Origin of the sequence: Dankookia rubra, from assembly GCF_004355005.1 — a bacterium.
In the GTDB taxonomy this organism is placed as follows: Bacteria; Pseudomonadota; Alphaproteobacteria; order Acetobacterales; family Acetobacteraceae; genus Paracraurococcus; species Paracraurococcus ruber_A.
Window position 1 is genome coordinate 77,525 of record NZ_SMSJ01000011.1, and the last position, 23,197, is coordinate 100,721.

The 23,197-nt window shown below is 72.7% G+C and carries 26 protein-coding genes and 2 tRNA genes; 11 read left to right on the forward strand and 17 right to left on the reverse strand.

Annotated elements, in window-relative coordinates; genetic code table 11:
* The first annotated feature begins 37 nt into the window (after nucleotides 1-37).
* The 5 genes from E2C06_RS11485 to E2C06_RS11505 all read left to right on the forward strand — a co-directional run bounded on the left by E2C06_RS11485 (nucleotide 38) and on the right by E2C06_RS11505 (nucleotide 5,181).
* Complete coding sequence (locus E2C06_RS11485; protein WP_133288748.1) at nucleotides 38-403, forward strand: HPF/RaiA family ribosome-associated protein; 366 nt, start codon at nucleotides 38-40, stop codon at nucleotides 401-403.
* 215 nt (nucleotides 404-618) lie between these two features.
* Nucleotides 619-2,508: a PHA/PHB synthase family protein gene (locus E2C06_RS11490; protein ID WP_206664511.1), complete on the forward strand. Its 1,890-nt coding sequence runs from the start codon at nucleotides 619-621 to the stop codon at nucleotides 2,506-2,508.
* 204 nt (nucleotides 2,509-2,712) lie between these two features.
* Nucleotides 2,713-3,819: a hypothetical protein gene (locus E2C06_RS11495; protein ID WP_133288750.1), complete on the forward strand. Its 1,107-nt coding sequence runs from the start codon at nucleotides 2,713-2,715 to the stop codon at nucleotides 3,817-3,819.
* Between the two features lie 644 nt (nucleotides 3,820-4,463).
* Nucleotides 4,464-4,790 carry a hypothetical protein gene (locus E2C06_RS11500; protein ID WP_133288751.1) on the forward strand — a complete coding sequence of 109 codons (327 nt, stop codon included), beginning with the start codon at nucleotides 4,464-4,466 and terminating at the stop codon, nucleotides 4,788-4,790.
* 139 nt (nucleotides 4,791-4,929) lie between these two features.
* Entirely contained in the window at nucleotides 4,930-5,181 is a 252-nt protein-coding gene (locus E2C06_RS11505) for a hypothetical protein (protein WP_133288752.1), read from the forward strand.
* Between the two features lie 68 nt (nucleotides 5,182-5,249).
* Here the strand turns inward: E2C06_RS11505 and E2C06_RS11510 are convergent, their stop codons facing one another.
* The 6 genes from E2C06_RS11510 to E2C06_RS11535 form a co-directional block, all read right to left on the reverse strand.
* Nucleotides 5,250-5,618, reverse strand: a complete 369-nt coding sequence (locus tag E2C06_RS11510; protein ID WP_133288753.1) for a hypothetical protein — start codon at nucleotides 5,616-5,618, stop codon at nucleotides 5,250-5,252.
* 148 nt (nucleotides 5,619-5,766) lie between these two features.
* Nucleotides 5,767-5,970 (reverse strand): cold-shock protein, encoded by a 204-nt coding sequence (locus E2C06_RS11515; RefSeq protein WP_133288754.1) that lies wholly within the window; start codon nucleotides 5,968-5,970, stop codon nucleotides 5,767-5,769.
* A gap of 317 nt (nucleotides 5,971-6,287) precedes the next feature.
* A tRNA-Leu gene (locus E2C06_RS11520) sits at nucleotides 6,288-6,370 on the reverse strand.
* Between the two features lie 110 nt (nucleotides 6,371-6,480).
* Nucleotides 6,481-7,398, reverse strand: a complete 918-nt coding sequence (locus E2C06_RS11525) for an NAD(P)-dependent oxidoreductase (protein WP_133288755.1) — start codon at nucleotides 7,396-7,398, stop codon at nucleotides 6,481-6,483.
* Nucleotides 7,399-7,567: 169 nt separating this feature from the next.
* On the reverse strand, nucleotides 7,568-7,759 hold the full coding sequence (locus E2C06_RS11530; RefSeq protein WP_133288756.1) for a hypothetical protein: 192 nt from the start codon (nucleotides 7,757-7,759) through the stop codon (nucleotides 7,568-7,570).
* Nucleotides 7,752-8,837, reverse strand: a complete 1,086-nt coding sequence (locus tag E2C06_RS11535) for an enolase C-terminal domain-like protein (RefSeq protein WP_133288757.1) — start codon at nucleotides 8,835-8,837, stop codon at nucleotides 7,752-7,754. Before E2C06_RS11535 ends, E2C06_RS11530 begins: the two co-directional genes overlap by 8 nt.
* A gap of 104 nt (nucleotides 8,838-8,941) precedes the next feature.
* On the opposite strand from E2C06_RS11535, the gene E2C06_RS11540 reads away from it, so the two are divergent.
* Complete coding sequence (locus tag E2C06_RS11540) at nucleotides 8,942-9,217, forward strand: hypothetical protein (RefSeq protein WP_133288758.1); 276 nt, start codon at nucleotides 8,942-8,944, stop codon at nucleotides 9,215-9,217.
* Nucleotides 9,218-9,445: 228 nt separating this feature from the next.
* Here E2C06_RS11540 and E2C06_RS11545 read toward each other — a convergent pair whose 3' ends face one another.
* The 6 genes from E2C06_RS11545 to E2C06_RS11570 all read right to left on the reverse strand — a co-directional run bounded on the left by E2C06_RS11545 (nucleotide 9,446) and on the right by E2C06_RS11570 (nucleotide 15,193).
* On the reverse strand, nucleotides 9,446-10,468 hold the full coding sequence (locus E2C06_RS11545) for an SAM-dependent methyltransferase (RefSeq protein ID WP_133288759.1): 1,023 nt from the start codon (nucleotides 10,466-10,468) through the stop codon (nucleotides 9,446-9,448).
* Nucleotides 10,465-10,842: a DUF423 domain-containing protein gene (locus E2C06_RS11550; protein ID WP_133288760.1), complete on the reverse strand. Its 378-nt coding sequence runs from the start codon at nucleotides 10,840-10,842 to the stop codon at nucleotides 10,465-10,467. The genes E2C06_RS11545 and E2C06_RS11550 overlap by 4 nt, the downstream gene beginning before the upstream one ends.
* Before the next feature lie 10 nt (nucleotides 10,843-10,852).
* Nucleotides 10,853-11,590 carry a deoxyribonuclease V gene (gene nfi / locus E2C06_RS11555; protein ID WP_133288761.1) on the reverse strand — a complete coding sequence of 246 codons (738 nt, stop codon included), beginning with the start codon at nucleotides 11,588-11,590 and terminating at the stop codon, nucleotides 10,853-10,855.
* 118 nt (nucleotides 11,591-11,708) lie between these two features.
* On the reverse strand, nucleotides 11,709-13,355 hold the full coding sequence (locus E2C06_RS11560) for a long-chain-fatty-acid--CoA ligase (protein ID WP_133288762.1): 1,647 nt from the start codon (nucleotides 13,353-13,355) through the stop codon (nucleotides 11,709-11,711).
* A gap of 107 nt (nucleotides 13,356-13,462) precedes the next feature.
* Nucleotides 13,463-14,353, reverse strand: a complete 891-nt coding sequence (locus E2C06_RS11565) for a metal ABC transporter solute-binding protein, Zn/Mn family (RefSeq protein ID WP_133288763.1) — start codon at nucleotides 14,351-14,353, stop codon at nucleotides 13,463-13,465.
* Nucleotides 14,354-14,407: 54 nt separating this feature from the next.
* On the reverse strand, nucleotides 14,408-15,193 hold the full coding sequence (locus E2C06_RS11570) for a hypothetical protein (protein WP_241671225.1): 786 nt from the start codon (nucleotides 15,191-15,193) through the stop codon (nucleotides 14,408-14,410).
* A 114-nt stretch (nucleotides 15,194-15,307) separates the two neighbouring features.
* Between E2C06_RS11570 and pip the strand changes: the two genes are divergently transcribed.
* Complete coding sequence (gene pip / locus E2C06_RS11575; protein WP_133288764.1) at nucleotides 15,308-16,258, forward strand: prolyl aminopeptidase; 951 nt, start codon at nucleotides 15,308-15,310, stop codon at nucleotides 16,256-16,258.
* Nucleotides 16,259-16,289: 31 nt separating this feature from the next.
* Here the strand turns inward: pip and E2C06_RS11580 are convergent, their stop codons facing one another.
* Entirely contained in the window at nucleotides 16,290-16,799 is a 510-nt protein-coding gene (locus E2C06_RS11580; RefSeq protein WP_133288765.1) for a ferritin-like domain-containing protein, read from the reverse strand.
* A 122-nt stretch (nucleotides 16,800-16,921) separates the two neighbouring features.
* Between E2C06_RS11580 and E2C06_RS11585 the strand changes: the two genes are divergently transcribed.
* The 4 genes from E2C06_RS11585 to E2C06_RS11600 all read left to right on the forward strand — a co-directional run bounded on the left by E2C06_RS11585 (nucleotide 16,922) and on the right by E2C06_RS11600 (nucleotide 19,830).
* A tRNA-Arg gene (locus tag E2C06_RS11585) sits at nucleotides 16,922-16,995 on the forward strand.
* A 112-nt stretch (nucleotides 16,996-17,107) separates the two neighbouring features.
* Nucleotides 17,108-18,034, forward strand: coding sequence for a DnaJ C-terminal domain-containing protein (locus tag E2C06_RS11590; protein ID WP_133288766.1), 927 nt, complete (start codon nucleotides 17,108-17,110; stop codon nucleotides 18,032-18,034).
* On the forward strand, nucleotides 18,031-18,351 hold the full coding sequence (locus tag E2C06_RS11595) for a chaperone modulator CbpM (protein ID WP_133288767.1): 321 nt from the start codon (nucleotides 18,031-18,033) through the stop codon (nucleotides 18,349-18,351). Before E2C06_RS11590 ends, E2C06_RS11595 begins: the two co-directional genes overlap by 4 nt.
* 249 nt (nucleotides 18,352-18,600) lie before the next feature.
* Nucleotides 18,601-19,830 (forward strand): acetate/propionate family kinase, encoded by a 1,230-nt coding sequence (locus tag E2C06_RS11600; RefSeq protein ID WP_241671226.1) that lies wholly within the window; start codon nucleotides 18,601-18,603, stop codon nucleotides 19,828-19,830.
* A 61-nt stretch (nucleotides 19,831-19,891) separates the two neighbouring features.
* Here E2C06_RS11600 and E2C06_RS11605 read toward each other — a convergent pair whose 3' ends face one another.
* Genes E2C06_RS11605 through E2C06_RS11620 form a run of 4 tightly spaced genes read right to left on the reverse strand, consistent with a single transcriptional unit; the run spans nucleotide 19,892 to nucleotide 23,193 of the window.
* Nucleotides 19,892-20,629, reverse strand: coding sequence for an ABC transporter ATP-binding protein (locus tag E2C06_RS11605; RefSeq protein WP_206664512.1), 738 nt, complete (start codon nucleotides 20,627-20,629; stop codon nucleotides 19,892-19,894).
* Nucleotides 20,616-21,338: an ABC transporter ATP-binding protein gene (locus E2C06_RS11610; protein WP_133288768.1), complete on the reverse strand. Its 723-nt coding sequence runs from the start codon at nucleotides 21,336-21,338 to the stop codon at nucleotides 20,616-20,618. Before E2C06_RS11610 ends, E2C06_RS11605 begins: the two co-directional genes overlap by 14 nt.
* A complete protein-coding gene (locus E2C06_RS11615; protein ID WP_133288769.1) occupies nucleotides 21,335-22,315 on the reverse strand; it encodes a branched-chain amino acid ABC transporter permease in 981 nt (326 codons plus the stop codon). Before E2C06_RS11615 ends, E2C06_RS11610 begins: the two co-directional genes overlap by 4 nt.
* Nucleotides 22,312-23,193, reverse strand: coding sequence for a branched-chain amino acid ABC transporter permease (locus E2C06_RS11620; protein ID WP_133288770.1), 882 nt, complete (start codon nucleotides 23,191-23,193; stop codon nucleotides 22,312-22,314). Before E2C06_RS11620 ends, E2C06_RS11615 begins: the two co-directional genes overlap by 4 nt.
* Nucleotides 23,194-23,197: the final 4 nt, after the last annotated feature.

Sequence of the window (23,197 nt, forward strand, 5' to 3'; positions counted from 1 at the left end):
CCCGCGTTCGGGCCGCAGCAACGGGAAGGGACGCCGCATGCAGCCGAAGCCGCCGACCGATGGGGACGCCGCCTCCCGCATCATCGTCTCCGGCCATCAGGTCGATGTGGGCGACGCGCTGCGCGCGCATGCGACCGAGCAGCTCGAGGCGCTCGGGCGGAAGTATTTCGACAAGGCGGAGGATGCGACCTGCACCTTCTCCCGCACCGGCAAGGGCGGCTTCGGCTGCACCATCCGCGTCCATAGCGGCCGCGGCCTGTATTTCGACGGCGAGGCCGAGCATGCCGCGGCCCCCGGCGCCTTCGCGCAGGCGCTGGAACATGTCGCCAAGCAGCTGCGCCGCCGCAAGCGTGAGTTGCGGGAGGACAAGCCGGTGAACCCGACCCGCGACGGGGTGCTGTAGCCGGACCAAGGGTCCCGCCGGGGGTTGCGCTGGATCATTCGTGCCGCGCCGCCGGCCTGCCAGCCAGCCAGGGCTTCGGCGCCGATCGTGAAAGCCGGGGTGACGGCTGCCCATGGCGCCGCGGCCGTGTCAGCCTGCGCCGACCAACCGCGGCGGGCGCATCGCGTTGCGGCAGGTGGCGTCGCCGGATGGCGACTTTTGGGGAGGGCGTGAGCATGGCCGACACCAAAACCGGCGAGGACCGCAGGCCAAGCGGCTTCAGCAGCATCCCGGGCGCCGAGGCGATGCTCGCCTCGCTCGCTTCCTGGACCGCCGCGATGCCGGCGAGCCAGGGCGCCGGCATGCTGAGCGACGCCGCGGTGGCCGAGGCGCTGCGCCAGGCCAAGGCGCTGATCGACCGCGATCCGCTGCTGAAGTCGGTCGATTCCATGTGGAACGCCAACCCGATGCGGGACGTCATCCCGGTCGACTGGGCCGAGGTGGCCCGGGCGCTGCGGATTGTCTGGCTGCAATCCTTCTCCGATCCGGCGGCGACGCTCGCCTCCGCCACCGCGCTCGGCGCCAACGTCTTCCGCGCCGCGCTCGATGCCTGGGGCGAAGCGGGCAAGCGCTGGCTGGGCGAGGCGCCGCCCGAGGGCAAGCCGGCCAACGACAAGCGCTTCGCGGCGCCGGAATGGCAGGCCAACCCAGTCTTCCGCACGCTGAAGGAATCCTACCTGCTCGCCTCCGACTGGCTGGTGCAGCGCGGCAAGGCCTCGCCCGGCCTGGATGCGGCAGAGCGGCAGCGGCTGGAATTCCACCTGCGGCAGTTCGTGGATGCGATGAGCCCGACCCTGCTGCTGGCCAGCAACCCGGTGGCGCTGAAGCGGGCGATGGAAACCGGTGGTGCCAGCCTGGCGAACGGCGCGCGCAACCTGATCGAGGACCTGCAGGCCGGCCGGCTGAGCATGGTGGACGAGAACGCCTTCGCCCCCGGCCGCAACCTGGCGCTGACGCCAGGCAAGGTGGTGCACCGGAACAAGCTGGTCGAGCTGATCCAGTACACCCCGCAGACCCCCAACGTGCATGCCCGCCCGCTGCTGATCCTGCCGCCCTGGATCAACAAGTACTACATCATGGACATGCAGCCGAAGAACAGCCTGGTCGACTTCCTGGTCAGGCAGGGCTTCACCACCTTCGTCGTTTCCTGGCGCAACCCGGATGCCTCGATGGAGGAGACGACGATCGAGGACTACATGGACCTCGGCGTGCTGGAGACGAGCGATGTGGTGCGCGACATCACGGGGTCCGAGACACTGAACGTCATGGGCTACTGCATTGGGGGAACGCTCCTCGCCATGGTGCTGGCCTGGCTGGCGGCCGAGGGCGACAAGCGCTTCAACGCGGTGACCTTCATGGTCTCCCTGCAGGATTTCTCCCGCGTCGGCGACACCGCGATCTTCCTCGGCGATGGGGCGATCGACGCGATCGAGGCGCAGATGATGCAGCGCGGCTACCTCGACAGCCGCGAGATGGCCAACATGTTCAACCTGCTGCGCTCGAACGACCTGATCTGGGCGAACGTGGTGAACAACTACCTGCTGGGAGAGAAGCCGCCAGCCTTCGACCTGCTCTACTGGAACAGCGACGGCACCCGCATGGCCCGCGCGGCGCATGCCTGGTACCTGCGCAACACCTATGTCGAGAACAACCTGATGGTGCCGGGCCGCGTGGTGCTGAAGGGCCACCCGCTCGACCTCGGTGCGATCAAGCAGGACATCTACGCCGTCGGCGCGGAGAAGGACCACATCGTGCCCTGGGACGCCGCCTGGCAGATCACCCGGCTCGCCGGCGGCAAGGTGCGCTATATCCTCGGCTCTTCCGGCCATATCGCCGGGATCATCAACCCGCCGGGCGGCAAGGGTAGCTACTGGACCGCAGAGGCCGGGGCCGAGACCGCCGGTGCCTGGAAGCGGGCCGCGGTGAAGCATGACGGCAGCTGGTGGACCGACTGGTCGGCCTGGCTGGCCGAGCGCTCGGGCCGCAAGGCGAAGCCGCCGGGCATGGGCAACAATGCGCATCCGCCGCTCTGCGACGCGCCGGGAACCTACGTCCTGCAGAAATAGTCACGCGATTTCACGTGCGCGTCAGGGTGCGACGCAACACGGGCTGGTTACGCTTTGTCTTCATCCTCCCCTCCTATCGTCCCGGCGGTCGGGGGGGTGGATGCGCGGCAGGCGGGCCGTTCCCCCGGCAGGACCGCGGCAGCGGGACGGCGGATCCCGGGTGGTGGGGGGCGCCGCGGCGCCGCTCGATTGACGGAGCGCCCGATGAGCCAGGCCCTCGCCACCCGTATCGAGAATCTGCAGGACCTCTGCATCGCCCGGCTGCGCGACTGCCTGGACCCGCGCAGCGGCCGCTTCGCCCGCCAGGTGCGCGATGCGTCCTGGGTGCCGATGACGGGCCCCGAAACCCTGGCTGGCTCCGCCATCTGCCTCATCGGCCTGGGCCGCGCCGGCATCCCGCCGCGGGCCGTCCTGCCGGACGCCGCCGGGCTCTGCCGTCGCCTCGCCGCCGCCATCCGGGACGAGGCGCAGCCGGGCGCGGTCGGCCTGGTGCTCTGGGCCAATGGCGCGCTGCGCGCCCTGGCGCCGCTTTCCCTGCTGGCGGAAGCCGGCTTCGCGCCGGAGGAACTCGACCTCGCGCTGCCGGGCATGACCACGACCGAGGTCGCCTGGCTGACCAGCGGCCTGCTGCATGCCGGCGTGCCGGCGCTGCGCCCGGCGGCCATCGCCGCGCTGCGCGAGCTGGAAAGCCGGCTTAACCGCGAGACGCTGCGCTTCGCGCATGCCTCCGCGGCCGCCCCGCTGCGGCTGCGGTTGCGCCGGCACATAGCCGACTTCAGCGACCAGGCCTTCGCGCTGCAGGCCCTGGCCTTCGCCGCGACGGTGCTGGGCGATCCGGAGCGCCGCCTGCTGGCCGACCGCGTCGGCAGCCGGATGGTGGCCGCGCAGGGCCCGCTCGGCCAATGGTGGGCGCAGCACGACAGCCGCGGCGGTGAGGTCGCGGAACGCTATCCCGTGCTCTCGGTGCAGCAGCACAGCATCGGGCCGATGGCGCTGCGCGCCCTGGCGCTGGCCGGCGGCCGCAGCCATGCCGCCGCCGCCTCCGGCAGCCGCGCCTGGCTGCATGCGAACGAACTCGGCCTCGATCTGGTCGAGCCTTCCTCCGGCGTCATCTGGGCCGGGCTGGGCCGGGGGGAGGGCGCGACCGCACGCCGGCTGCGCCAGGCGCGCATCCTGGCCGGCATGCCGGCGCCCGACTTGGTGACGCCGCGCCTGGGCCTCATGCCGGAAATGCTGCCGCGCGACTGGGGCTGGCTGCTCTATGCCACCGCGCTTGAGGGCAGCAGCCGGCCGGCCGGCCACATCTTCTGACCCCTGCCGCCAATGCCGGCGGAGGCGATCGCCGGAACGGCATCCAAATTGGCCTGGATGGCCGGCATCTGCCGCCGGCCATCCAGGCCCGAAGCGCAGCCCAGGGCTGGCTGGGGCTCTGCCCGCCGTGCCTGGCCGATGCGCGCGAGTGGCGCCGAAGTCACCGGACGTGCAGCCGCTGGCTGCCGTGGTCCATGCTCGCAAGCCAAATGGAACCATATTTGCCGGAACGATGCGCGTGCCGGGCGCGCGGGCCATCCCGATCGCGTCATCTCCATGGCTTTGCCGTTCCGTTGCCAGATTGCCTGCGTTTCACGCGCATCGGCTCTGGCCGGTCTGAAACACGGTCCGCAGGGATGGCCGGTTTGACCGGTCGAAACGGGAGAGCAGCAGCCATGAACAGCATCATTTATATCGTCGGTCTCGTGGTCGTCGTGGTGGCCGTCCTGTCCTTCTTCGGGCTGCGCTAGCCGCTTGGGTGCTCCTGCGCGGCGGAGCCGGGTTGCACCGACCGGCCTGCAGGCGACATCCCGGCCGGGCAGCCGGGCCGTCCTCCCGGCAAGGGCACAACGGCGCGGTTCGCTGATCCGTCCGGGCGGCGCTGCTGGGCCGATGCGCGGCGCGGACGCGTGCGGCATCGGCGCATGAGCGCTGTCACCGCGGCTGCCTGGGACGCCAGGGTGGCGCGTCTTCTGACCAGGCTGCCCGACCGTGGGCGGGCGACCGTCGCCTGGCTGCGGCATCCGCCGCGGCGATGGCCGCGGCTGCTGGCCGCCGTCGCCCTGATGGCGGGAGGGATTTTCTCGATCCTGCCGGTGCTCGGGCTGTGGATGCTTCCGCTCGGGCTCGCCCTCATGAGCGACGACGTGCCCTGGCTCAAGACGCCGCTGGAGTTTTCGGCCCGCTGGATCGAGCGGTCGTGGCGCCGGCTGCGCGCGGCCTGGCAACGCCGCCGTCGTCGGCGACCATAGCCGGCGTCGCCCGACGCGTGACCGGACCGCATCGACCGGTATTCCCGCCATCGGCCGCCGCTCCGTTGCCGTTCAAACCGGATGGCGCTGCAGCCGTTTCCCGAGGACCGGCGCCAGCCGGGTGAAGGGGAGGCAAGCGATGGCCGAAACTTCGGGCGACGTCGTCATGGTGTCCACACCCATCGGCGGCATCGAGGCGCGACGCATGGGACGGGCCGAGGCGGGGCCAAGCCGCTGGCAGGTCGCCTATCCCTGGGGTGTCGAAACCGTCTTCGGCACCTCCGCCGACATGGCATCCCATGTTCAACGGCGGTCCACCCAGGCCGAGGGCAAGGTCTCGGCGGAGGCCCGGCAGGTGCCGCGGGGGATGGCCAGGCCGCGTGATTCATAAGGGCGCGAGGTTCCGCGGCAGAGAGGATGTGCCGGCCGGCCGTGACGGCCGCCGGCATGGCCGTGCCGTCACAGGCTGAGCGCATCCTTCTCCCACGGTCCCCGCTGGAAGCTGACGATGTCCCAGCTTCCGTCGTCCGCCCAGAGGATGCCGAGCAGCTTGGTGCCGTCGCGCGACACCTCCATGCCGTATGGCAGGCTCGGCGCCGCCTGCTGCCGCTCGAGGGCATGCCGGTAGCCTGGTGAGGATGCCTCGCCGCTGGCCAGCTCGTTGAAGGGGGTCCAGTGGACGATGCTCCAGGGACCGATCCGGAGCGAGATCAGCCGCACGGCATCGCGCTGCACCTCCTGGCTGCCGTCGCGGCGCACCAGCGGGAGCAGGTGGTCCCGGATGGCACGGGCGCGATCATCGCCCGAGGACACGAGCGTCAGCGTCATGCCTGCCTCCCGCAGCGCTGGCTGCACGCGCCACGAGCCTGCCGCGGGATGCAGCATGTCCCGCAGCCGCATGGGCGAAACCCCGGGGCGCCGCCGTGGCCGAGGGCACACAGGCGACGCCCCGGGGCATGGCGGGGCGCTGGTGCCGTCAGACCAGCTTGAGATTGGCCGCGGCTTCCTTGCCGCGCTCCTTCACCACCTCGAAGCTGACCCGCTGGCCGTCGTTCAATCCGCTTAACCCGGCGGCCTGGACGGCAGTGATATGGACGAAGACATCCTTGCCGCCGCCCTCGGGTTGAATGAAGCCGAAGCCCTTATCGGCGTTGAACCATTTCACGCTGCCGGTGGCCATGTGACGTGCTCCCTGGGTTGCGGTGGATACTGCGCCGTCCCGCCGCCAGGGCAAAGGAAGATCGACGGCCGTCGGAGGCGATCGAGCCGCGACGCCGTCGGCCTCGTCTGCCCCGCCCTATTCCGCGTCGCGTCATTGCCTGGATCGGCCTCGGCCGAGCCGGCATGACACGGCCCAGGGCCGCGAAGCCGGTCGCGGCGTCGTTTCGCTGTCCCTCAACCTGGCGGCGCCGGTGGCAGGTCACCGTCCCGGAGGCGATGCCTTCCGGCAAGTTCCGACGGCACGAGGAAAAAGCCCGATCATCGGGGGGGGGGGCATGCCCGCCGGGGGACTCGAACCCCCACGCCCTTGCGGACTGCGGATTTTAAGTCCGCTGCGTCTACCATTCCGCCAGGCGGGCCTATGCGCGTGGTGCGGCGCATCCGGCCGGACCAACCCTGGATGCTTCTGCCAAAGGGAGAACAGGGTCCCCACTGGACCCCGCCTGCGAGTCGCGCCCAGGGACGGCGCTTACCTCCCTTCCTTCACGATCCGCCGGCAATGGTCCAGTGCCGCGCCGATCAGGTTGTCGCTCGCCTCCGGCGTGCGGAATGCGGCGTGCGAGGTCAGCGTCGCGTTGCGGATGCCGCGGAGACGATGGCCGGCCGGCAGCGGCTCCTCGACGAAGACATCCAGCGCGGCATGGCCGAGCTGCCCGCTCTCGAGCGCGTCGCACATCGCCGCCTCGTCCACCACCGCGCCGCGCGCGGTATTCACCAGGATGGCGCCGCGCTTCATCTGCGCGAGACGCGCGGCCGAGAGGAACCCGCGCGTCTCGTCGTTCAGCAGCAGGTGCAGGGAGACGGCGTCGCTCTCGGCCAGCAGCCGGTCCAGCGAGACGAACTCCACCCCCGGCATCGCCTTGGGCGAGCGGTTCCAGGCCAGCACCTTCATGCCGATCCCCGCGCAGAGCCGCGCCATCTCGGCGCCGATGCCGCCGGTGCCGATCAGCCCGATGGTCTTGCCGGTGAGCTGCATGCCGACCACGCGCGGCCAATCGTTGGCGCGGATCGCCGCATCCATCATCGCGGTCTGCCGCGCCGCGTCCCAGAGCAGCGCGAAGGCCATCTCGGCGACGGCGGTGTCGCCGTAGCCCTTGATGATATGGACCCGGACGCCGATCGCCTCCAGCTCCTCGGGGTTCATGTAGCTGCGGGCGCCGGTGCCGAGGAAGACGATGTGCTTCAGCTCCGGGCACTGCCGCACGATGTCGGTCGGGAAGGGCGTGTGGTCGTCGATGGCGATGGCATGGCCGGCGAGCAGCCGCGGCAGGTCGGCCGCGGCGATGTCCGGGTCGCGGTGGATGGCAACGTCCGGGTCGCCGGGGCGGAGCAGCCTCTCCGTCACCTCGGCCAGCGAGTCGTTGGCATCGACGAAGAGTGCGCGCATGGCTTCGGGTCCCCGGGCGTGTTGGCGGCGCATGGTAGCGGGCGGCGCGTGCGGGTCCAGTGCGGCGCCCAGGTGCTGCCCGGGCGGGGCAAGGCCGGGGAGGCGGCATCCTCCCCGGCCCCGCATCCATCGACGTGGGTTTGGCCGCCGTGCTCCCGGCCCCTGGTGCTCAGCGCCGCCCGGGCGCCTCCGTGGCCGGTATCCGGTCCAGCGTCGTCAACCCGCTGCGGGCGCCCATCGCCTCGTCATAGGTCATGCTGCCGCGGGCGGGGCCGCCGGGCAGGCGGATGCCGCTGATGCCGCCGGTGCAGCCAGCGAGCGCCAGCAGCGCCAGCAGCCAGGCCAGGCGCCGTTCAGGCATCCGCCGCCCAGCGCGCCAGCGCCGCCTCGTCCCAGTCGAGCCCGAGCCCCGGCCGCGCCGGGACCTCCGCCATCCCGTCCCGCACCACGAGCGGCGTCCGCAGCAGCGGCCCGGCGACGTCCAGGTGTTCCAGCAGATGCGCCGTCGGCGTCGCCGGCAGCAGCTGCGCGCTGGCCTCGACGAAGATGTGCGACGACATCGGGATCCGCTTCGCCGCCGCCAGCGCCGCGGCCTGCTGCCAGCCGGTGACGCCGCCGATCTTCATCGCATCCGGCATGCAGAGGTCGACCGCGCCGGCCTCCAGCGCGCGCGCCATGCCCTTCGGGCCCCACCAATTCTCGCCGCCCTGCACCGGCACCCGCAACTGGCCGCGCAGCCCGGCCAGGCCGGCATCGTCGTCGACCGGCAAGGGCTCCTCCAGCCAGCGCACGCCGAGCGCCTCGAGCGCCAGGCCGCGCCGCTCCGCCTCCGGCCGGGTCAGGCCCTGGTTGTAGTCGACCAGAATATCGACGCCCTCGCCGACCGCGGCGCGGACGGCACGCACCGTGTCCAGGTCGTCCGCCAGCCGCGGCTGTCCCAGCTTGAACTTCACCGCCCTTGCGCCGAGCGCGGCGACCGCCCGGCCCGCCTCCTCCGCCAGCATGGCCGCGCCCCAGCCGCGGAGGGACGCATAGACCGGCAGCGGGCGGGGCTCCGCCCCCAGCAGCCGGCAGAGCGGCTGCCCCGCCGCCCGCGCCAGCGCGTCCCACAGCGCCATGTCGAGGCAGGAGAGGGCGATCTGCACCAGCCCCTCGGTGCCGAGGATGCGGTAGGCGTTGTGCAGCTCGCCCCAGAGCGTCGCCGGCGCGACCTCCCGCCCCGCCAGCCCGGCGCCGATGTTGCGCACCAGCGCCGCGGTCGCGCCGAGCGCCACCGGCGTATAGGGGAAGACATAGGCGTTTCCCGTCACGCCCTGATGCGTCCGCACCTCGGCGATCACCAGCGGGGCGCGCGGGATCACGTTCAGGCTGTTGCGCAGCGGCGGGTCGAGCGGCGCGTCCACCGCGCGGACGGCGACCTCCTGGATGGTCAGGCGCATGGCGTTCTTCCCCGTGTTCGCACGGATCGTGCCGGTCGGCGGCGGCGGCGGCAACCAGGCGGCGGCCCGGCGCGTCTGGGCCCGGCAACCGAGAGGAGGACGCCATGGCGCAGCCGCCGCAGCAGGGCCGTGAACCGGCCGAGCCGACCCATGACCCGAGCGACCCCGGCTATCACGACCCCGGCGACGCGGTGCCGGAGGGCATCCCCGGCCCCGGCAGCGCGGTCGGCGACGACGCCAGGGACATCGAATCCCGCCCCGACCGCGACCCGGGCGACGCGGTGCCGGAAGGCGTCGCCCCGGCCGAGCCGGTGCCGCTGACCGAGCGGGACAGGCAGGTGAAGCGGCAGCTGGAAGAGCTGCCGAAGCGCGGCGGATAGAGCAGGCGGCGGGACGGCTTGACCGCCCGGACGCCTTGATCCGCGCTGGAAACGAAAGCCTGCAGCGATGCCGCGCCCGCCCATGACCGCGGACCGCTGCAGGTGCCCGGGCCGGCGGCTTTATTCCGCTCAATCCGGTTGAGGCCGATTCGGGACTTCTGCGAGGCTACCCAGGATCTCCGGGCGTTTGCGGAGGAACGGATTGAGGAAATGAGGATTTGAGCCGCTTCAATCCGGCCTCGCCGCACCGCTCGGACAAAGGCCGGACACCGCCAGCTTTGACTGCATTCCTATCCCACGTCGTGCTCGAAAATGCAACGGCGGACCGCTATCCCCCAGCCGCACGAACATCGCCTCGTGCTTATTGTGCGCGCCGTGGAAGACCATCGCCCCGGGGATGGCGGCGAACTCGGCGCAGGCGGCATGGTCGGTCTCGCCCTGGAACTTGATGGTGCAGCAGAAGTGCCGCGCCCGTCCGGCGTCCATCCAGCGCCGCACCAGGGCCAGCAGCCGGGCGGGGTAGCAGATGATGTCGCTGAACAGCCAGTCCACCGCGGGCATCTCCCGCGGGTCGAGCCCGAAGGCGCTCTCCTGCCGCATGGCGACCCCTGGCATCGCCGCCACCGCCGGGTCGAGCGGCGCCTTGTCCACCGCCGTCACCTGCGCGCCGAGCCGGGCGATCGCCCAGGTCCAGCCGCCCGGCGAGGCGCCGAGGTCGAGGCAGGTCTCGCCCGGCAGCGGCCAGCGCCCGGCCCGGGTCAGCGCCTCCCACAGCTTCAGGTAGGCGCGGCTGGGCGGGCCGGCCTTGTCCTCGACGAAGCGGACCTCGCCGTTGACGAAGGGGCTGGTCTTGGTCGGGCTGGCCAGCAACCGGTCCGGCGCCAGCAGGGTCCAGGCGCCGAGATGCCCGGTCGGCGCCGGTTCGGGGAAGGCCAGCGGCTTCGCCTTCACCGGCGGCAGCCGCTCCTCGATCAGCGCGGCGCGGCGGTGGTGCGCGGCGGCATAGAGCGCCCAGTTGCGCTGGATGCCGCGCAGCGCGTCGGCGGTGGCCTTCACGGATGGCGCCGGCAGCTCGCGCGGGTCGCACCACGCCTCGAGCGCCCAGACCACCGGCGCCGCCGGCTCCGGGCTGAGGGCGAGGCGGCCGTGCCAGGCGGTGATGGTGCGGCCGGCCAGGCGCAGCTCCTCCGCCAAGTCCGGCTCGAAGCCCTCGGCCGCCAGGTAGGCGGCGCCGATGGGACCCTCGGTCACCGGCGCAGCGCCGAGGCGGCGAGCAGCGCCCAGCCCGCCATCAGCAGCGTGCCGCCGGCCGGCGCCACCGGCCCCAGCGAGACGCCGCCGATCGCGCTGGCATAGACGCCGGTGCAGAACAGCAGCAGCCCGGCTGCGAAGCCGGCGCCGGCCAGGTTCGCCAGCCAGCCCCCCCGGCGCTCCGCCCAGAGTGCGGCGCCGACCAGGGCCAGCGCGTGCCAGCCCTGCATGGTGATGCCGTTGTCCAATACCGCCAGCGCATGTGCGTCGAGCCTCCCCGGCGCGCCATGCGCCGCCCAGGCCGAGAGGGCGACGGCGCCGAGCCCGGCGATGGCGCCGAGAAAGAGCCAGAGCTTGTGGAAGGCGGGGGGCATGGGGCGGGGCTTACCCCGACGCCGGGGGTGCCGCCATCCCCGCGCGCCGGACCGCGTTCGCCGCCAGGTGCGCCTGCCGGGTCGGCTCCGGCAGCCGGTAGCCGGTGTCGCAGCGCCGCACCCAGTCCAGCGCGCCCTCGGGCGAGACCCGGTGGCCGGTGGAGATCCAGAGCGGGTTCGACCGCCGCTTGCTGCGCAGCACCGTCCCCAGCCGCTGGTCCTTCCAGACCAGCGGCTGGGTGGCGCCCGGCGCCTCGCCCAGCTCGGCCTCCGGCCGGCCGACCAGCGGCGACTTGGCGACGCCGATGCTCGGCACGTCCAGCACCACGCCGAGATGCGCGGCGATGCCGAAGCCCCGCGGATGCGCGATGCCGTGGCCGTCGACCATCACCAGGTCGGGCTTCGCCGCCAGCTTCGCCCAGGCGGCGAGCAGCGCCGGGACCTCGCGGAAGCCGAGGAAGCCGGGGATATAGGGCATGCTGGCGCGGGCCTCGGCCCCGGCCGTCTCCACCACCCGCAGCCCCGGCCATTCCAGCACGACGACCGCGGCATAGATCCGTCCCTCCGGGTCGAAGCGGTTGTTGCTGATGTCGACCCCGCCCAGCAGCCGCACCGGGCCATGCGCATCGGCGCGCAGGACGCGGGCGGCCAGCGCCACCTGCGCCGCGCGGGCGGTGGCGAGGTCGGGCGGGGCGAGCCATTCGGGGGGAATGCCGGGGGCGAGCAGCGCGGTGATAGCGGGGTCCATGTCTCCGGCCCGGGTTGCCGGGCGCGAACCCCGGCCGGCCGCGCGGGTTCCGCACGGCATGCCCCGGACCGCCGGCCCGGTCGTGCGCCGGCAGCCGCCCCGGCCTCAGGCAGCCGGCTCAGGCCGGGCGCTCGCCGCCCCGCAGCAGGTGGTCCTGGTACTGCTGCCGCAGCGCCAGCTTGTTCAGCTTGCCGGTCGCGGTATGCGGCAGCTCCTCCAGCACCAGCACGGCATCCGGCGTCCACCAGCTGGCGACCTGGCCGGCATAGAGCGCGGTGACCGCCTCGGGCGTGACCTGCCGCCCCGGCTTCGGCACCACCAGCAGCAGCGGCCGCTCCATCCATTTCGGGTGCCGCGCCGCGATCACCGCGGCCTCCATGACGTCGGGGTGGGACACCGCGATGTTCTCCAGCGCGATGGAGCTGATCCACTCGCCGCCCGACTTGATGACGTCCTTCGAGCGGTCGACCATCTCGGCGAAGCCTGCCGCGTCGATGGTGGCGACGTCGCCGGTGCGGAACCAGCCCGCCGCGTCGGCGGCGCCCTCGGCGCCGCGGTTCAGGTATTCCCGGGCGACCCAGTGTCCCCGCGCCTGCAGGTCGCCGAAGGCGACGCCGTCCCAGGGCAGCTCGGCGCCCTCGGCATCGGTGATGCGGATGTCGGCGCCGCAGACCACGCGGCCCTGCTTGAGCCGCACCCGCATGGCCTCCTCCGGCGGCAGCGCCGCATGGGCGGGCAGGGGCGCGCTGATGGTCACCAGCGGGCTGGTCTCGGTCATGCCCCAGGCCTGCTGCACCGTCACCCCGTGCCGGCCGAGTTCCTCGAACATCATCCGCGGCACGGCGGAGCCGCCGCTGCCGACGCGCCGCAGCGTCTCGAGCCGGCCGCCGGTCCGTTCCAGCTCCTGCAGCACGCCGAGCCAGATGGTCGGCACGGCGGAGGCGAAGGTGACCCGTTCGGCGTTCAGCAGCCGCAGCAGCGCGGCGCCGTCGAGATGGCGCCCCGGCAGGACCAGCGCCGCGCCCGCCATCGGCGCGCAATAGGGCATGGCCCAGCCGGTCGCGTGGAACATGCCGGCGCCGACCAGCACCCGGTCGGTGGCGCGGAAGCCGAAGGCATCCGCGGTATTCGACGCATAGGCGTGCAGCATGGCGGAGCGGTGGCTGTAGAGCACGCCCTTCGGCCGCCCCGTGGTGCCCGAGGTGTAGCAGAGCGCGCTGGCGGTCTCCTCGTCGAAGGCGGGCCAGGCATAGTCCTCCGCGGCCTCGTCCATCAGCGATTCGTAGGCGTGCAGCGCGATGCCCGCGGGCAGCGGCAGCGCCGGCATCGCGGCCTGGTCGCCGAGCAGCACCACCGCGCGCAGCGAGGGCACCTGCGGCGCGAGCGCGGCGACCAGCGGCGCGAAGCCGGGATCGGCAAACAGCAGCGTGTCCGCTGCGTCGTTCATGATGAAGGCGAGGTCGTCCTGCGCCAGGCGCGGGTTCACCGTGTGGCAGACCGCGCCCATGCCGGAGACGGCGTAGTACAGTTCCAGGTGCCGGTGGTCGTTCCAGGCGAGGGTGGCGATGCGGTCGCCCGGCCGCGCCTCCAGCCGCTGCAGCACCCGGGCGAGGCGGCGCGCCCGGCGCTCGATGCCGGCATAGTCGGTGCGGTGGATGCCGCCGTCGCCCATCACCGAGACCACCTCGGCGCTGCCGTGGTGGCGCGCGGCATGGATGATGATGGAGGAGAGCAGGAGCGGATGGCGCTGCATCAGGCCGAGCATGGGCGGTCTCCCTGACCCGGGGTCTTGGCGGGCCCCGGTTCTCCGGAGGATGGCGCAGCTTTGCGGCGCAGCCGCGCAAATCCTGGCGATCCTGCTGCCCGCTGGGCTCAGCCCAGCATGGCGGGGACGATCAGCCCGAGATTGTGCCGCACCATCGCCTCGTAGCCCGGCGCCGGCCCTTCCGGCGGGGAGAGCGTGTCGGCATAGAGCCGGCCGCGTGCCGCCACCCCGGCATCGGCGGCCAGCCGTTCCAGCACCGCCCGGCTGCGCTGGCCCTCGATGAAGACGGCGGTGATGCGCTCGGCGCGGATCTGCCGGATCAGCGCCGCGACCTGGGCGGCCGAGGCCTGGCCATCGGCGGCGATGCCCTGCGCCGCCAGCACCCGCACGCCGTAGGCCTGGGCGAAGTAGCCGAAGGCCGCATGGCTGGTGACCATGACCCGGCGCTCCGCCGGGACGGTGGCGATGCGGTCCCGCACCCAGGCATCGAGCGCCGCCAGCCGGACGATCCAGGCGGCCTCCGCGGCGCGGATCGCCGGCGCCCGCCCGGGCTCGGCGGCGGCGAGGCCCTCGGCGATGGCGCGGGCATAGGATTGGGCGAGGCGCACATCCTGCCAGGCATGCGGGTCCGGCGCGCCGGCGCCGTGGCCATGCCCGGGCTCGGCGGGCAGCGGGGTGATCCCCGCGGTCGCCGTCACCACCGGCCCGGCGAAGCGGGTGGCGCGCAGCAGCCGGTCGAGCCAGGGCTCGAAGCCGAGCCCGTTGCGGAGCACGAGGCCGGCGCCGCGGATCGCCTCGGCCTCCGAGGGGCGGGGCTGGAAGGAATGCGGGTCGGCCTCCGGCCCGGCCAGGACCCGGATCGGGGCATCCTCCCCGGCGACCTGCCGGGCCATGTCGCCGAGGATGGAGAAGGCGGCGACCAGGGTGGGGCGCGCCTGGGCATGCCCCCGCCGGGGGAGCAGCGCGGGCAGGGCGAGCAGGGTGCGGCGGGGGAGCATTGCGTTATAATATAACAAATGGCCCGGTCGGGCCAGGGCGCCGCCGCCGTGGCGTCAGCCCCGGCGCAGCCAGCGGCGCAGCTTCGCCACGAACCCCTCGCCCCGCGCCGTGGTCCGGGGCGGGGCAGCCTGGTGCGAGACATGCGGGCGCCGGGCCGGCGGCGGCAGGGCGGTGGCGACCGTGTGCCGCGCGGCATCGCGCGCCGCGATCAGCCGCCGCTCCAGGCTGACCACCTGGGCCACGGCCTCCGGCGGATCGGCGAGGCCCAGCCCCTCCGCGGTCGCGGCCGCATCGTTCCAGGCCTCGGCCCGGCGCAGCGCGTCGATGATCCGCACGGTCTGCTCGGAATCGAGCGGCGGGCCGCCGCGCCAGAGCGCCACCGCATCCAGCCGCCACATCCGGGCCAGGTCGTCCTTGCCGAGATCGTCCGCGACCCAGGCGGCATGCAGCGTCGCCTCGGCCGCGGCATGCAGCGCGCCGGTCTCCTCGAGCACATGCGCCCAGGCGAGGAAGCGGCGGGCCAGCGGCGGGTAGCCGCTTTCGGCCAGCAGGGCGCGGAAGGGGGCGGCGGCGACCGCCTGGGCCGCGGCCGGATGCGCCTTGGTGATGTTCGGCGCGGCATAGCCGCAGGAGGGGCACTGCTGCAGCCAGCGCGCCATGGTCGAGCGCACCGGCTCCCCCGGCCGCAGGTCGAGGTCGGGGGCCTGTTCCGGCGGGTCGGGCCGGAAGGGCGGCTGGCGGCTGCCGGTGCCGCAGACGGCGCAGCGCGGCAGCGCTTCGGCCGCGGGCGGTCGGGAGGGGGCGGAGGAGGGGACCGGCATCGCCAGGAAGTTAGGCATGCCCGGGCAAAAGGCGAAGGGGGGGCCGCACGATCGGATGCCACATGGCGCGGTTTGCGTCTTTCCGGCGCTGGCGGTGTTGCTCCCGGCGCGCCCTGTGGGGATAGTGCGGCCATGCCGCGCGGCGACCTTTTCCCCGATATCGCTCCCTACGAGACCGGACTGCTGCCCCTGTCGGGCGGCCACGTGATGTACTGGGAGCAGGTGGGCAATCCCCGCGGCCAGCCCGCGCTCTTCCTGCATGGCGGGCCCGGCGCAGGGGCCGGGGCGGTGCATCGCCGCTTCTTCGACCCGGGCCATTGGCGGGTGGTGATCTTCGACCAGCGCGGCGCCGGCCGCTCCCGCCCGCTCGGCGAGCTGCGCGACAATTCCACCCCGCACCTGGTCGAGGACATCGAGGCGCTGCGGCGGTCGCTCGGCATCGAGCGCTGGCTGCTGTTCGGCGGGTCCTGGGGCTCGACCCTGGCCCTGGCCTATGCGCAGGCCTATCCGGACCGGGTGACGGGCTGCGTGCTGCGCGGCGTCTTCCTCGGCCGGCCGGCGGAGGTCGAGTGGTTCCTGACCGGGCTGCGCCGGGTCTTCCCGGATGCCTGGGCGTCCTTCGTGGAACACCTGCCGCCGGAGGAGCGGGGCGACATCCTCGGCTCCTACCTGCGGCGGCTCTGCGACCCCGACCCCCTGGTGCACCTGCCGGCGGCGCGGGCCTGGAGCCAGTACGAGGGGTCGTGCTCCACCCTGCTGCCGAGCCCCGACACGGTGGCGAGCTTCGCGCAGGACCGCACCGCGCTGGGGCTGGCGCGGATCGAGGCGCACTACTTCGCGCACGACCTGTTCCTGCCGGAGGGCGGGCTGCTGGCCCATATGCACCGCGTCGCCCATATTCCGGCCGAGGTGGTGCAGGGCCGCTACGACATGGTCTGTCCGCCCGAGACCGCCTTCGACCTGGTGGCGGCTTGGCCGCGCGCCCGGCTGACCGTTGTGCCGGATGCCGGGCATTCGGCGCTGGAGCCGGGAGTGCGGACCGCGCTGGTGAGCGCGGTGGAACGGTTCCGCCGCAGAGGCTAGCGGCGGGGGCAGGCCCCCCGCCGGAGCGGCATCAGATGCCCGACTTCTGGCCCTGGGTCTCCAGCCGGATATAGGTGTTCACCACCTCCGGCAGGTGCTGCCCGGCCCATTCAGCCATGGAGATTTCCTCCTGCAGGCTCTCCTGCAGCAGCGGGATCGACTTCTGGTCGCCCGCCGCGCCGGCCATCTCGATGAGCGCCCGGTAGGAGGCGATCTCGAAATGCTCGAAGGCGTAGTTGGCGAAGCTGTTCTTCAGGATCTCGTCCTGCATCGGGGCATGGGCGAGCGCCGCCATGTTGCCCATGAAGCCGGTGGCGAGGTCCTTCAGCGTGCTCTCGCTGGTGCCATGCGCGCCGAGGATCTGCTCCAGCCGCTTCGACTGGCGGCGGGTCTCCTCGATGTGCTGCTGCAGGCGCTGCTTCATCGCCGGGTAGTTCTCGATCCGCTCGACCTGGCGGGAAAGCAGCTGATCGGCCTGGGCCTCCAGCGCATGGGCGTTGCGCAGGCCGGTGAGGTAGATGTCCTGGGCGGTACTTGCCATGGGGATGGTGCCTCCTGTTGGATGAGGCAGGGCAACGGGCAGGGACGGGCGGGGGTTGCTTGCGCGGCCGGACGGGACGGGTGCTTCAAGCGGCGGGCCGGGCGTGGTATGCGTCCTCTCGGGTCTCCGTAGCTCAGCCGGATAGAGCACCAGATTCCTAATCTGGGGGCCGTGGGTTCGAATCCCGCCGGGGACATTCCGCTTCGCCGCCACGCCCGCGGCGCGCACCGCGCCGGCACCCGTGCTGAGCCGCCCGGCCCGTCCTGCGTTAGGCTTCCTCGCTCCGGCCCTCGATCCCGCGGATGGCAATGCCCCCCAATCCCCCACCCGATCCCTATGCCACGCTCGGCCTGGCGCGCGACGCCACGGCGGAGCAGGTCCGCGCGGCCTTCCGCAAGCTCGCCAAGCAGCACCACCCCGACCTCAACCCCGGCAACAAGGCCGCCGAGGACCGCTTCAAGGCGATCAACGCGGCGCATGACCTGCTCTCCGACCCCGAAACCCGCGGCCGCTTCGATCGCGGCGAGATCGATGCCGCCGGCGATCCGGTGGCGCCCGAGCCGCCGCGCTACCACCGCTACGCCGATGCCGCCGCCGGCGGCCGCTACCGCCCCGGCGCGGAGGAGGACGATCCCTTCGGCGACATCTTCAGCGACCTCTTCCGCCGCGGCGGCGGCGGCACCGAGGGGCTGCGGATCCGCGGCGCCGATGCGCGCTATGCCCTGGCGGTCGACTTCCTCGACGGCGTCACCGGCGCCACCCGCACCCTGACGCTGCCGGACGGCAGGACGCTTGATGTCCGGATCCCGCCGGGGATCGAGACGGGGCAGACCCTGCGCCTCAAGGGCCAGGGCGGCCCGGGGCTGAACGGCGGGCCGTCGGGCGACGCGCTGATCGAGATCGAGCTCCGCCCGCATCCGCTTTTTACCCGCGAGGGCGACGACATCCGCCTCGAGCTGCCGGTCACCCTGAAGGAGGCCGTGCTCGGCGCCCGCGTTACCGTGCCGACGCCGACCGGGGCGGTGAGCATGGCCGTCCCGCCGCACTCCGATACCGGCACGAAGCTGCGGTTGCGCGGCCGCGGCGTCGCGGCGCATGCCGGCCGTCCGGCCGGGGATCTCTACGTCACGCTGCGCGTCACCCTGGCCGGCGCCGACGCGGCGCTGGAGGCCTTCCTGCGCGACTGGGCGCCGGCCAACCCCATCGATCCCCGCCGCGACATGGAGGGCGCATGACCGACATCCAGGCGCTGTCCCGCAGCCTCGGCTTGGCCGAGGCGGAGATCCACCGCTGGGTCGAGCTGCGCTGGCTGCGCCCAGGCGGCGCGCCCGGCGGCTGGGTCTTCCAGGAGATGGACGTCGCCCGCGTCCGGCTGATCGTCGAGCTGAGGTCGCTCGAGCTCGACGAGGAGGCGATGCCCGTCGTGCTCTCCCTGCTCGACCAGCTGCATGCGACGCGCCGGCAGCTGCGGCTGCTGCAGCAGGCGGTCGAGGAGACGGCGCCCGAGGCGGTCAGCGCGCGTCTTCGCGGGCTGCTGGCGGCGGAGGATTGAGGGTGTTTCGCACATGGGCGCGTGGATCGGCGCTGCGAGCGCGGCGTGGCAGCGGACCGGCGTCCGGACCGGGAAGTGGTCCGCCGCAGCCCCGTTCGGTTCCCCGGCTTCGGCCCCGCGGCCTGCACCACCGGGCGGAACCTGGCGTATTCGCCGCCAAGGAAGCCGGCGGAATCCCGCTGGCCGCGGTAGGCGATCCGCTCGAAGCCCGCGGCCACCACCGGCCGGCGGCCTCGGCCAGGACGGACGGTGCGATTCCTGCCGGTGCCGGGCCGCACCATGCCGGCTGATGGCGGCGGCCTCGTGCTGGTGCTGAATGCCGGCTCCTCCTCGCTCAAGTTCGCGGGCTTCGCGGCGATGCCGGAAGGCCCTGAGCCGCGCTTCGGCGGCCAGGTGGAGGGCATCGGGGCCGCGCCGCACCTGGTGGCGAGGAACGCCGCCGGAGAGGTGCTGGCCGACCATCGCTGGGATGGCGGCGACGCCCCGGCCAACCATGCCGAAGCGCTCGGCGTCATCGTCCGTGGCCTGGACCAGGCGCTGCAGGGCGAGGCGATCCTGGCGATCGGCCACCGCGTGGTGCATGGCGGGACGGATTTCGCCGCGCCGCTGCGGATCGACGACGCGGCCATGGCGGCGCTCGACCGGCTGGTGCCGCTGGCGCCGCTGCACCAGCCGCACAACCTAGTCGGCATCCGCGCCGCGGCGGCGCATTTCCCCGGCGTGCCGCAGGTCGCCTGCTTCGACACCGCCTTCCACCGGACCCAGTCCTGGGCGGCGGAGACCTATGCCCTGCCGCCGCGCTTCTACGACCAGGGGATCCGCCGCTACGGCTTCCACGGTCTCTCCTACGAATACATCAGCCGGCGGATCGCGGCCGAGGACGCGGCGCTCGGCGCCGGCCGGCTGGTGGTGGCGCATCTCGGCAACGGCGCCTCGCTCTGCGCCATCGAGGGCGGGCGCAGCCGCGCCAGCACCATGGGCTTCACCGCGCTGGACGGCATCCCGATGGGCACCCGCAGCGGCCAGATCGACCCCGGCGTGGTGCTGCACATGATCGACGCGCTAGGCATGACGACGGCCGAGGTGACGAGGCTGCTCTACAACGGCAGCGGGCTGAAGGGCCTGTCCGGCGTCTCGCAGGACGTCCGGCAGATCGAGGCGGCGGGGACCGAGGCGGCCGGGCGGGCGCTCGAGCACTTCGCCTTCCGCGTGCGGCGGGAGATCGGTGCCATGGCGGCCTCGATCGGCGGGATCGACGCGCTGGTCTTCACCGCGGGCATCGGCGAGAACGCGCATGGCCTGCGCGCGCGGATCTGCGCCGGGCTGGAATTCCTCGGGATCACGCTGGATCCGGCGCGCAACGCGGCGAATGCGGCGGAGATCTCGGCGGCGGGCGCGGCGGTGCGGGTGCTGGTGCGGCGGACCGACGAGGAAGGGATGATCGCCCGGCATACGCTGGACCTGCTGCGGGCGGGCTGACAGGACGGAAAGGCCGGGGAGGAAATGCCTTTTCCTCCCCAACCTTGCCTTCTTTCAGCGATCAGAGACCGAGATAGACCTTCCGCACCAGCTCGTTGTCCTGCAGCTCGGCCGCCGAGCCGCCCTCGAACACCATGCGCCCGTGCGCGATGACATAGCCGCGGTCGGCGATGCGGACCGCCTGGTGGAAATTCTGCTCCGCCATCAGCACGGTCAGGCCGAGCCGCGCCTTCATCTCGGCGATCATCTCCATGGTGCGGGAGACCAGGATGGGCGCGAGCCCGACCGAGGGCTCGTCCACCAGCAGGATGCGCGGCGCGGACATCACCGCGCGGCCGAGCGCCACCATCTGCTGCTCGCCGCCGCTCATGCTGCCGACCAGCTGGGTGCGGCGCTCGGCCAGGCGCGGGAACATCTCGAAGCAGAGCGCGAGGTTCTCGGCCAGCTTCGCGCGCGCCACCGGCCGATAGGCGCCGAGCCGGAGGTTCTGCTCGACCGAGAGGCGCGGAAACAGCCGTCGCCCCTCCGGCACCAGCACGATGCCGAGCTCCACCACCTGCTCCGGCGAGCGGCCGACGAGGTCGGTGGGCTGGCCGTCCAGCACCGCGCGCACCGTGCCCGCGCTCGGCCGCACCTGACCCATGATGCTGCGCATCAAGGTGGTCTTGCCGTTGCCGTTGGTGCCGAGCAGCACCACCGTCTGCCCGGCCGGGACGGTCAGCGTCACGTCCTCCAGCACCCGCACTGCGCCGTAGCCGGCATCGATGCCGCTGATCTCGAGCGCGCTACTGCTTGCCAAGATAGGCGTCCTCCACCTCGCGCAGCGCCAGCACCGCCTGCGGCGGGCCGTCGGCGATCTTGCGGCCGGCGACGAAGACGATCAGGCGTTCGGCGAAGGCGGTCACCGCGCGCATGATGTGCTCGATCATGATCACCGCCGTGCCGGCGGCATTCAGCCGCAGCAACAGGGCGATGATCTGGTCGACCTCGGCGTGCGACAGCCCCGCCATCGCCTCGTCCGCGATCAGCAGCTGCGGCCGCAGCGCGATGGCGCGGGCGAGTTCCAGCCGGCGCTGCTCGACCTGGGTCAGCTCCTTCGGCAGCTTGTCCGCCTTGCCGGCGAGTTCCACCTGCTCCAGGCAATCGAGCGCGCGGCGCGAGGCCTCCGCCGCCTCCCCCGAGAACAGCAGCGGCACCCGCACGTTCTCCAGCACCGAGAGGCTGGTGAAGGGCTGCGGCAGCTGGAAGGTGCGGGCCAGGCCGAGCCGCGCCCGGCGATGCGGCTTCAGCCCGGCCAGCGGCTTGCCCGCCAGCGTGACCTGCCCGTCATGCGCGGCGAAGTCGCCGCTGATGCAATTGACGAAGGTGGACTTGCCGGAGCCGTTGGGGCCGATCAGCCCAAGGCGCTCCCCGGCGCGCAGTTCGAGGTCGATGCCCTGCAGCGCGGTGAAGCCGCCGAAGCGCTTTCCCACCGCCTCGGCCCGCAGCAGGATCTCGCGCCCGCTCATCGGCGACGGAACCAGCCGAGGATGCCGCGGGGCGCCAGCGCGACGAAGAGCACCAGCATCCAGCCGACGATCCAGAGGTTGAGGGCGGAGGAGATGGTCACCGTCGCCGCCTGCTGCAGGGTCGCCAGCAGCACCGCGCCGATCACCGGGCCGAGCCAGGTGCCGGCGCCGCCGATCAGCGGCATGGCGATGCAGTTCACCGCATAGGCCAGGTTGAAGGCGCCTTCCGGGTTGATGTAGCCGGCATAGAAGGGCAACGGCGCGCCGGCCACGCCCATCAGCGCGCCCGACAGGGTCGTGGCGATGAGCTTGAGCCGCAGCGTCGGCACCCCCACCGCCTCGGCCGCGCGCTCGTTGTCGCGGATCGCCTGCAGCCCGCGCCCGAGACGCGACATCTCCACCGTCCGGCCGATGCCGACGGCGATGACCGCGAGCACCAGCATGACGACGAAGATGTATTCGCCGTAGCTGAGGAAGGGCGGCACGCTGCGCGGACGGATGATGTAGGCGCCGCGCGAGCCGCCGACATAGTCCCAGTTCACCACCAGCGTCTGCAGCACCACGGACAGGCACAGCGTGGCGATGGAGAAGTAGACCCCGCGCAGCCGCAAGGTCAGGTAGCCGGTGCCGAGGCCGAGCAGCCCGGCGACCACCGCGGCGCCGAGGATGCCCGGCAGCACGTCGAAGCCGAAGGCCTCGTTCAGCACCACGGCGGTATAGGAGCCCGTCGCCATGAAGCCGGCCGCGCCGAAATTCACGTAGCCCGCATAGCCGCCCAGGATGTTCCAGGCGGCGGCGAGCACGACGTACTGCAACACGAAATAGCCGGCATACCAGCCATACTCGTTGCCGATCAGCCGCAGCACCACGATCAGCGCCGCGGCCACCGCGGCGGCGCCGAGCCAATAGGTCAGGTGCTTCCGCTCCTTCGGCAAGGCGGGCGGCAGGGCCGGGGCGGGCAGGGTGGCGGCGCTCATGCCGCCCTCCCGAACAGGCCCTGCGGCCGGACCGCGAGCACCAGCAGCAGCCAGCCGAAGGCGACGGCCGGCGCCCAGGAGGGGCCGTAGAAGGTCGCGGTCAGGTTCTCGACCACGCCGAACAGGAAGGCGGCGAGGATGCAGCCGGGCAGGCTGGCCATGCCGCCCATGATGCAGATGGCGAAGACCCGGCCGATGAAGACGTTGTGGGTGGAGGGGTCGATCGGCTGCACCACCACCAGCGCGCCGCCGGCGATGCTGGCCAGCGCGACCGAGATGCCGAAGGCGATGCGCTTGATCCGCACCGGGTCGACCGCCATTAGCCGCAGCGCTTCGGGGTCCTGGGCGACGGCGGCGATGGCCAGGCCGGTGAAGGTGCGCTGCAGGAACCAGTAGAGCGCGCCGATCGACGCCATCGCCAGCAGCGCCGGGATCAGCATGCGCAGCGGCACGTCGATCTCGCCGAGCCGCCAGGTGACGAAGGCATAGTCGGGATCGAGGAAGCGCTGTTCCGGCCCGAACAGCAGGACCAGCCCGACCTCGATGATGAACATCACGCCGAAGAAGAAGGCGAGGCCCTGCAAGGCCTCGTCTCCCCGCCGCTCGAAGAAGTAGTTGTAGGCGGTATAGAGCCCGATCCCCAGCACATAGAACAGTGGCGCCTGCAGCACCGCGACCAGCAGCGGATCGAGCCCCAGCGCCGTGCCGACCAGCACGACGAAGAAGCCGGCCGCCACCATCAGCACGGGATGCGCGATGTTGACGATGTCCAGCATGCCGAAGGAGACCGCGAGGCCGGACGCCGCGGCGGCATAAAGGCCGCCGAGCAGCAGGCCGCTGACGATGCCGTTCAGCAGCAGCGAGAGATCGGGATCCATCCGC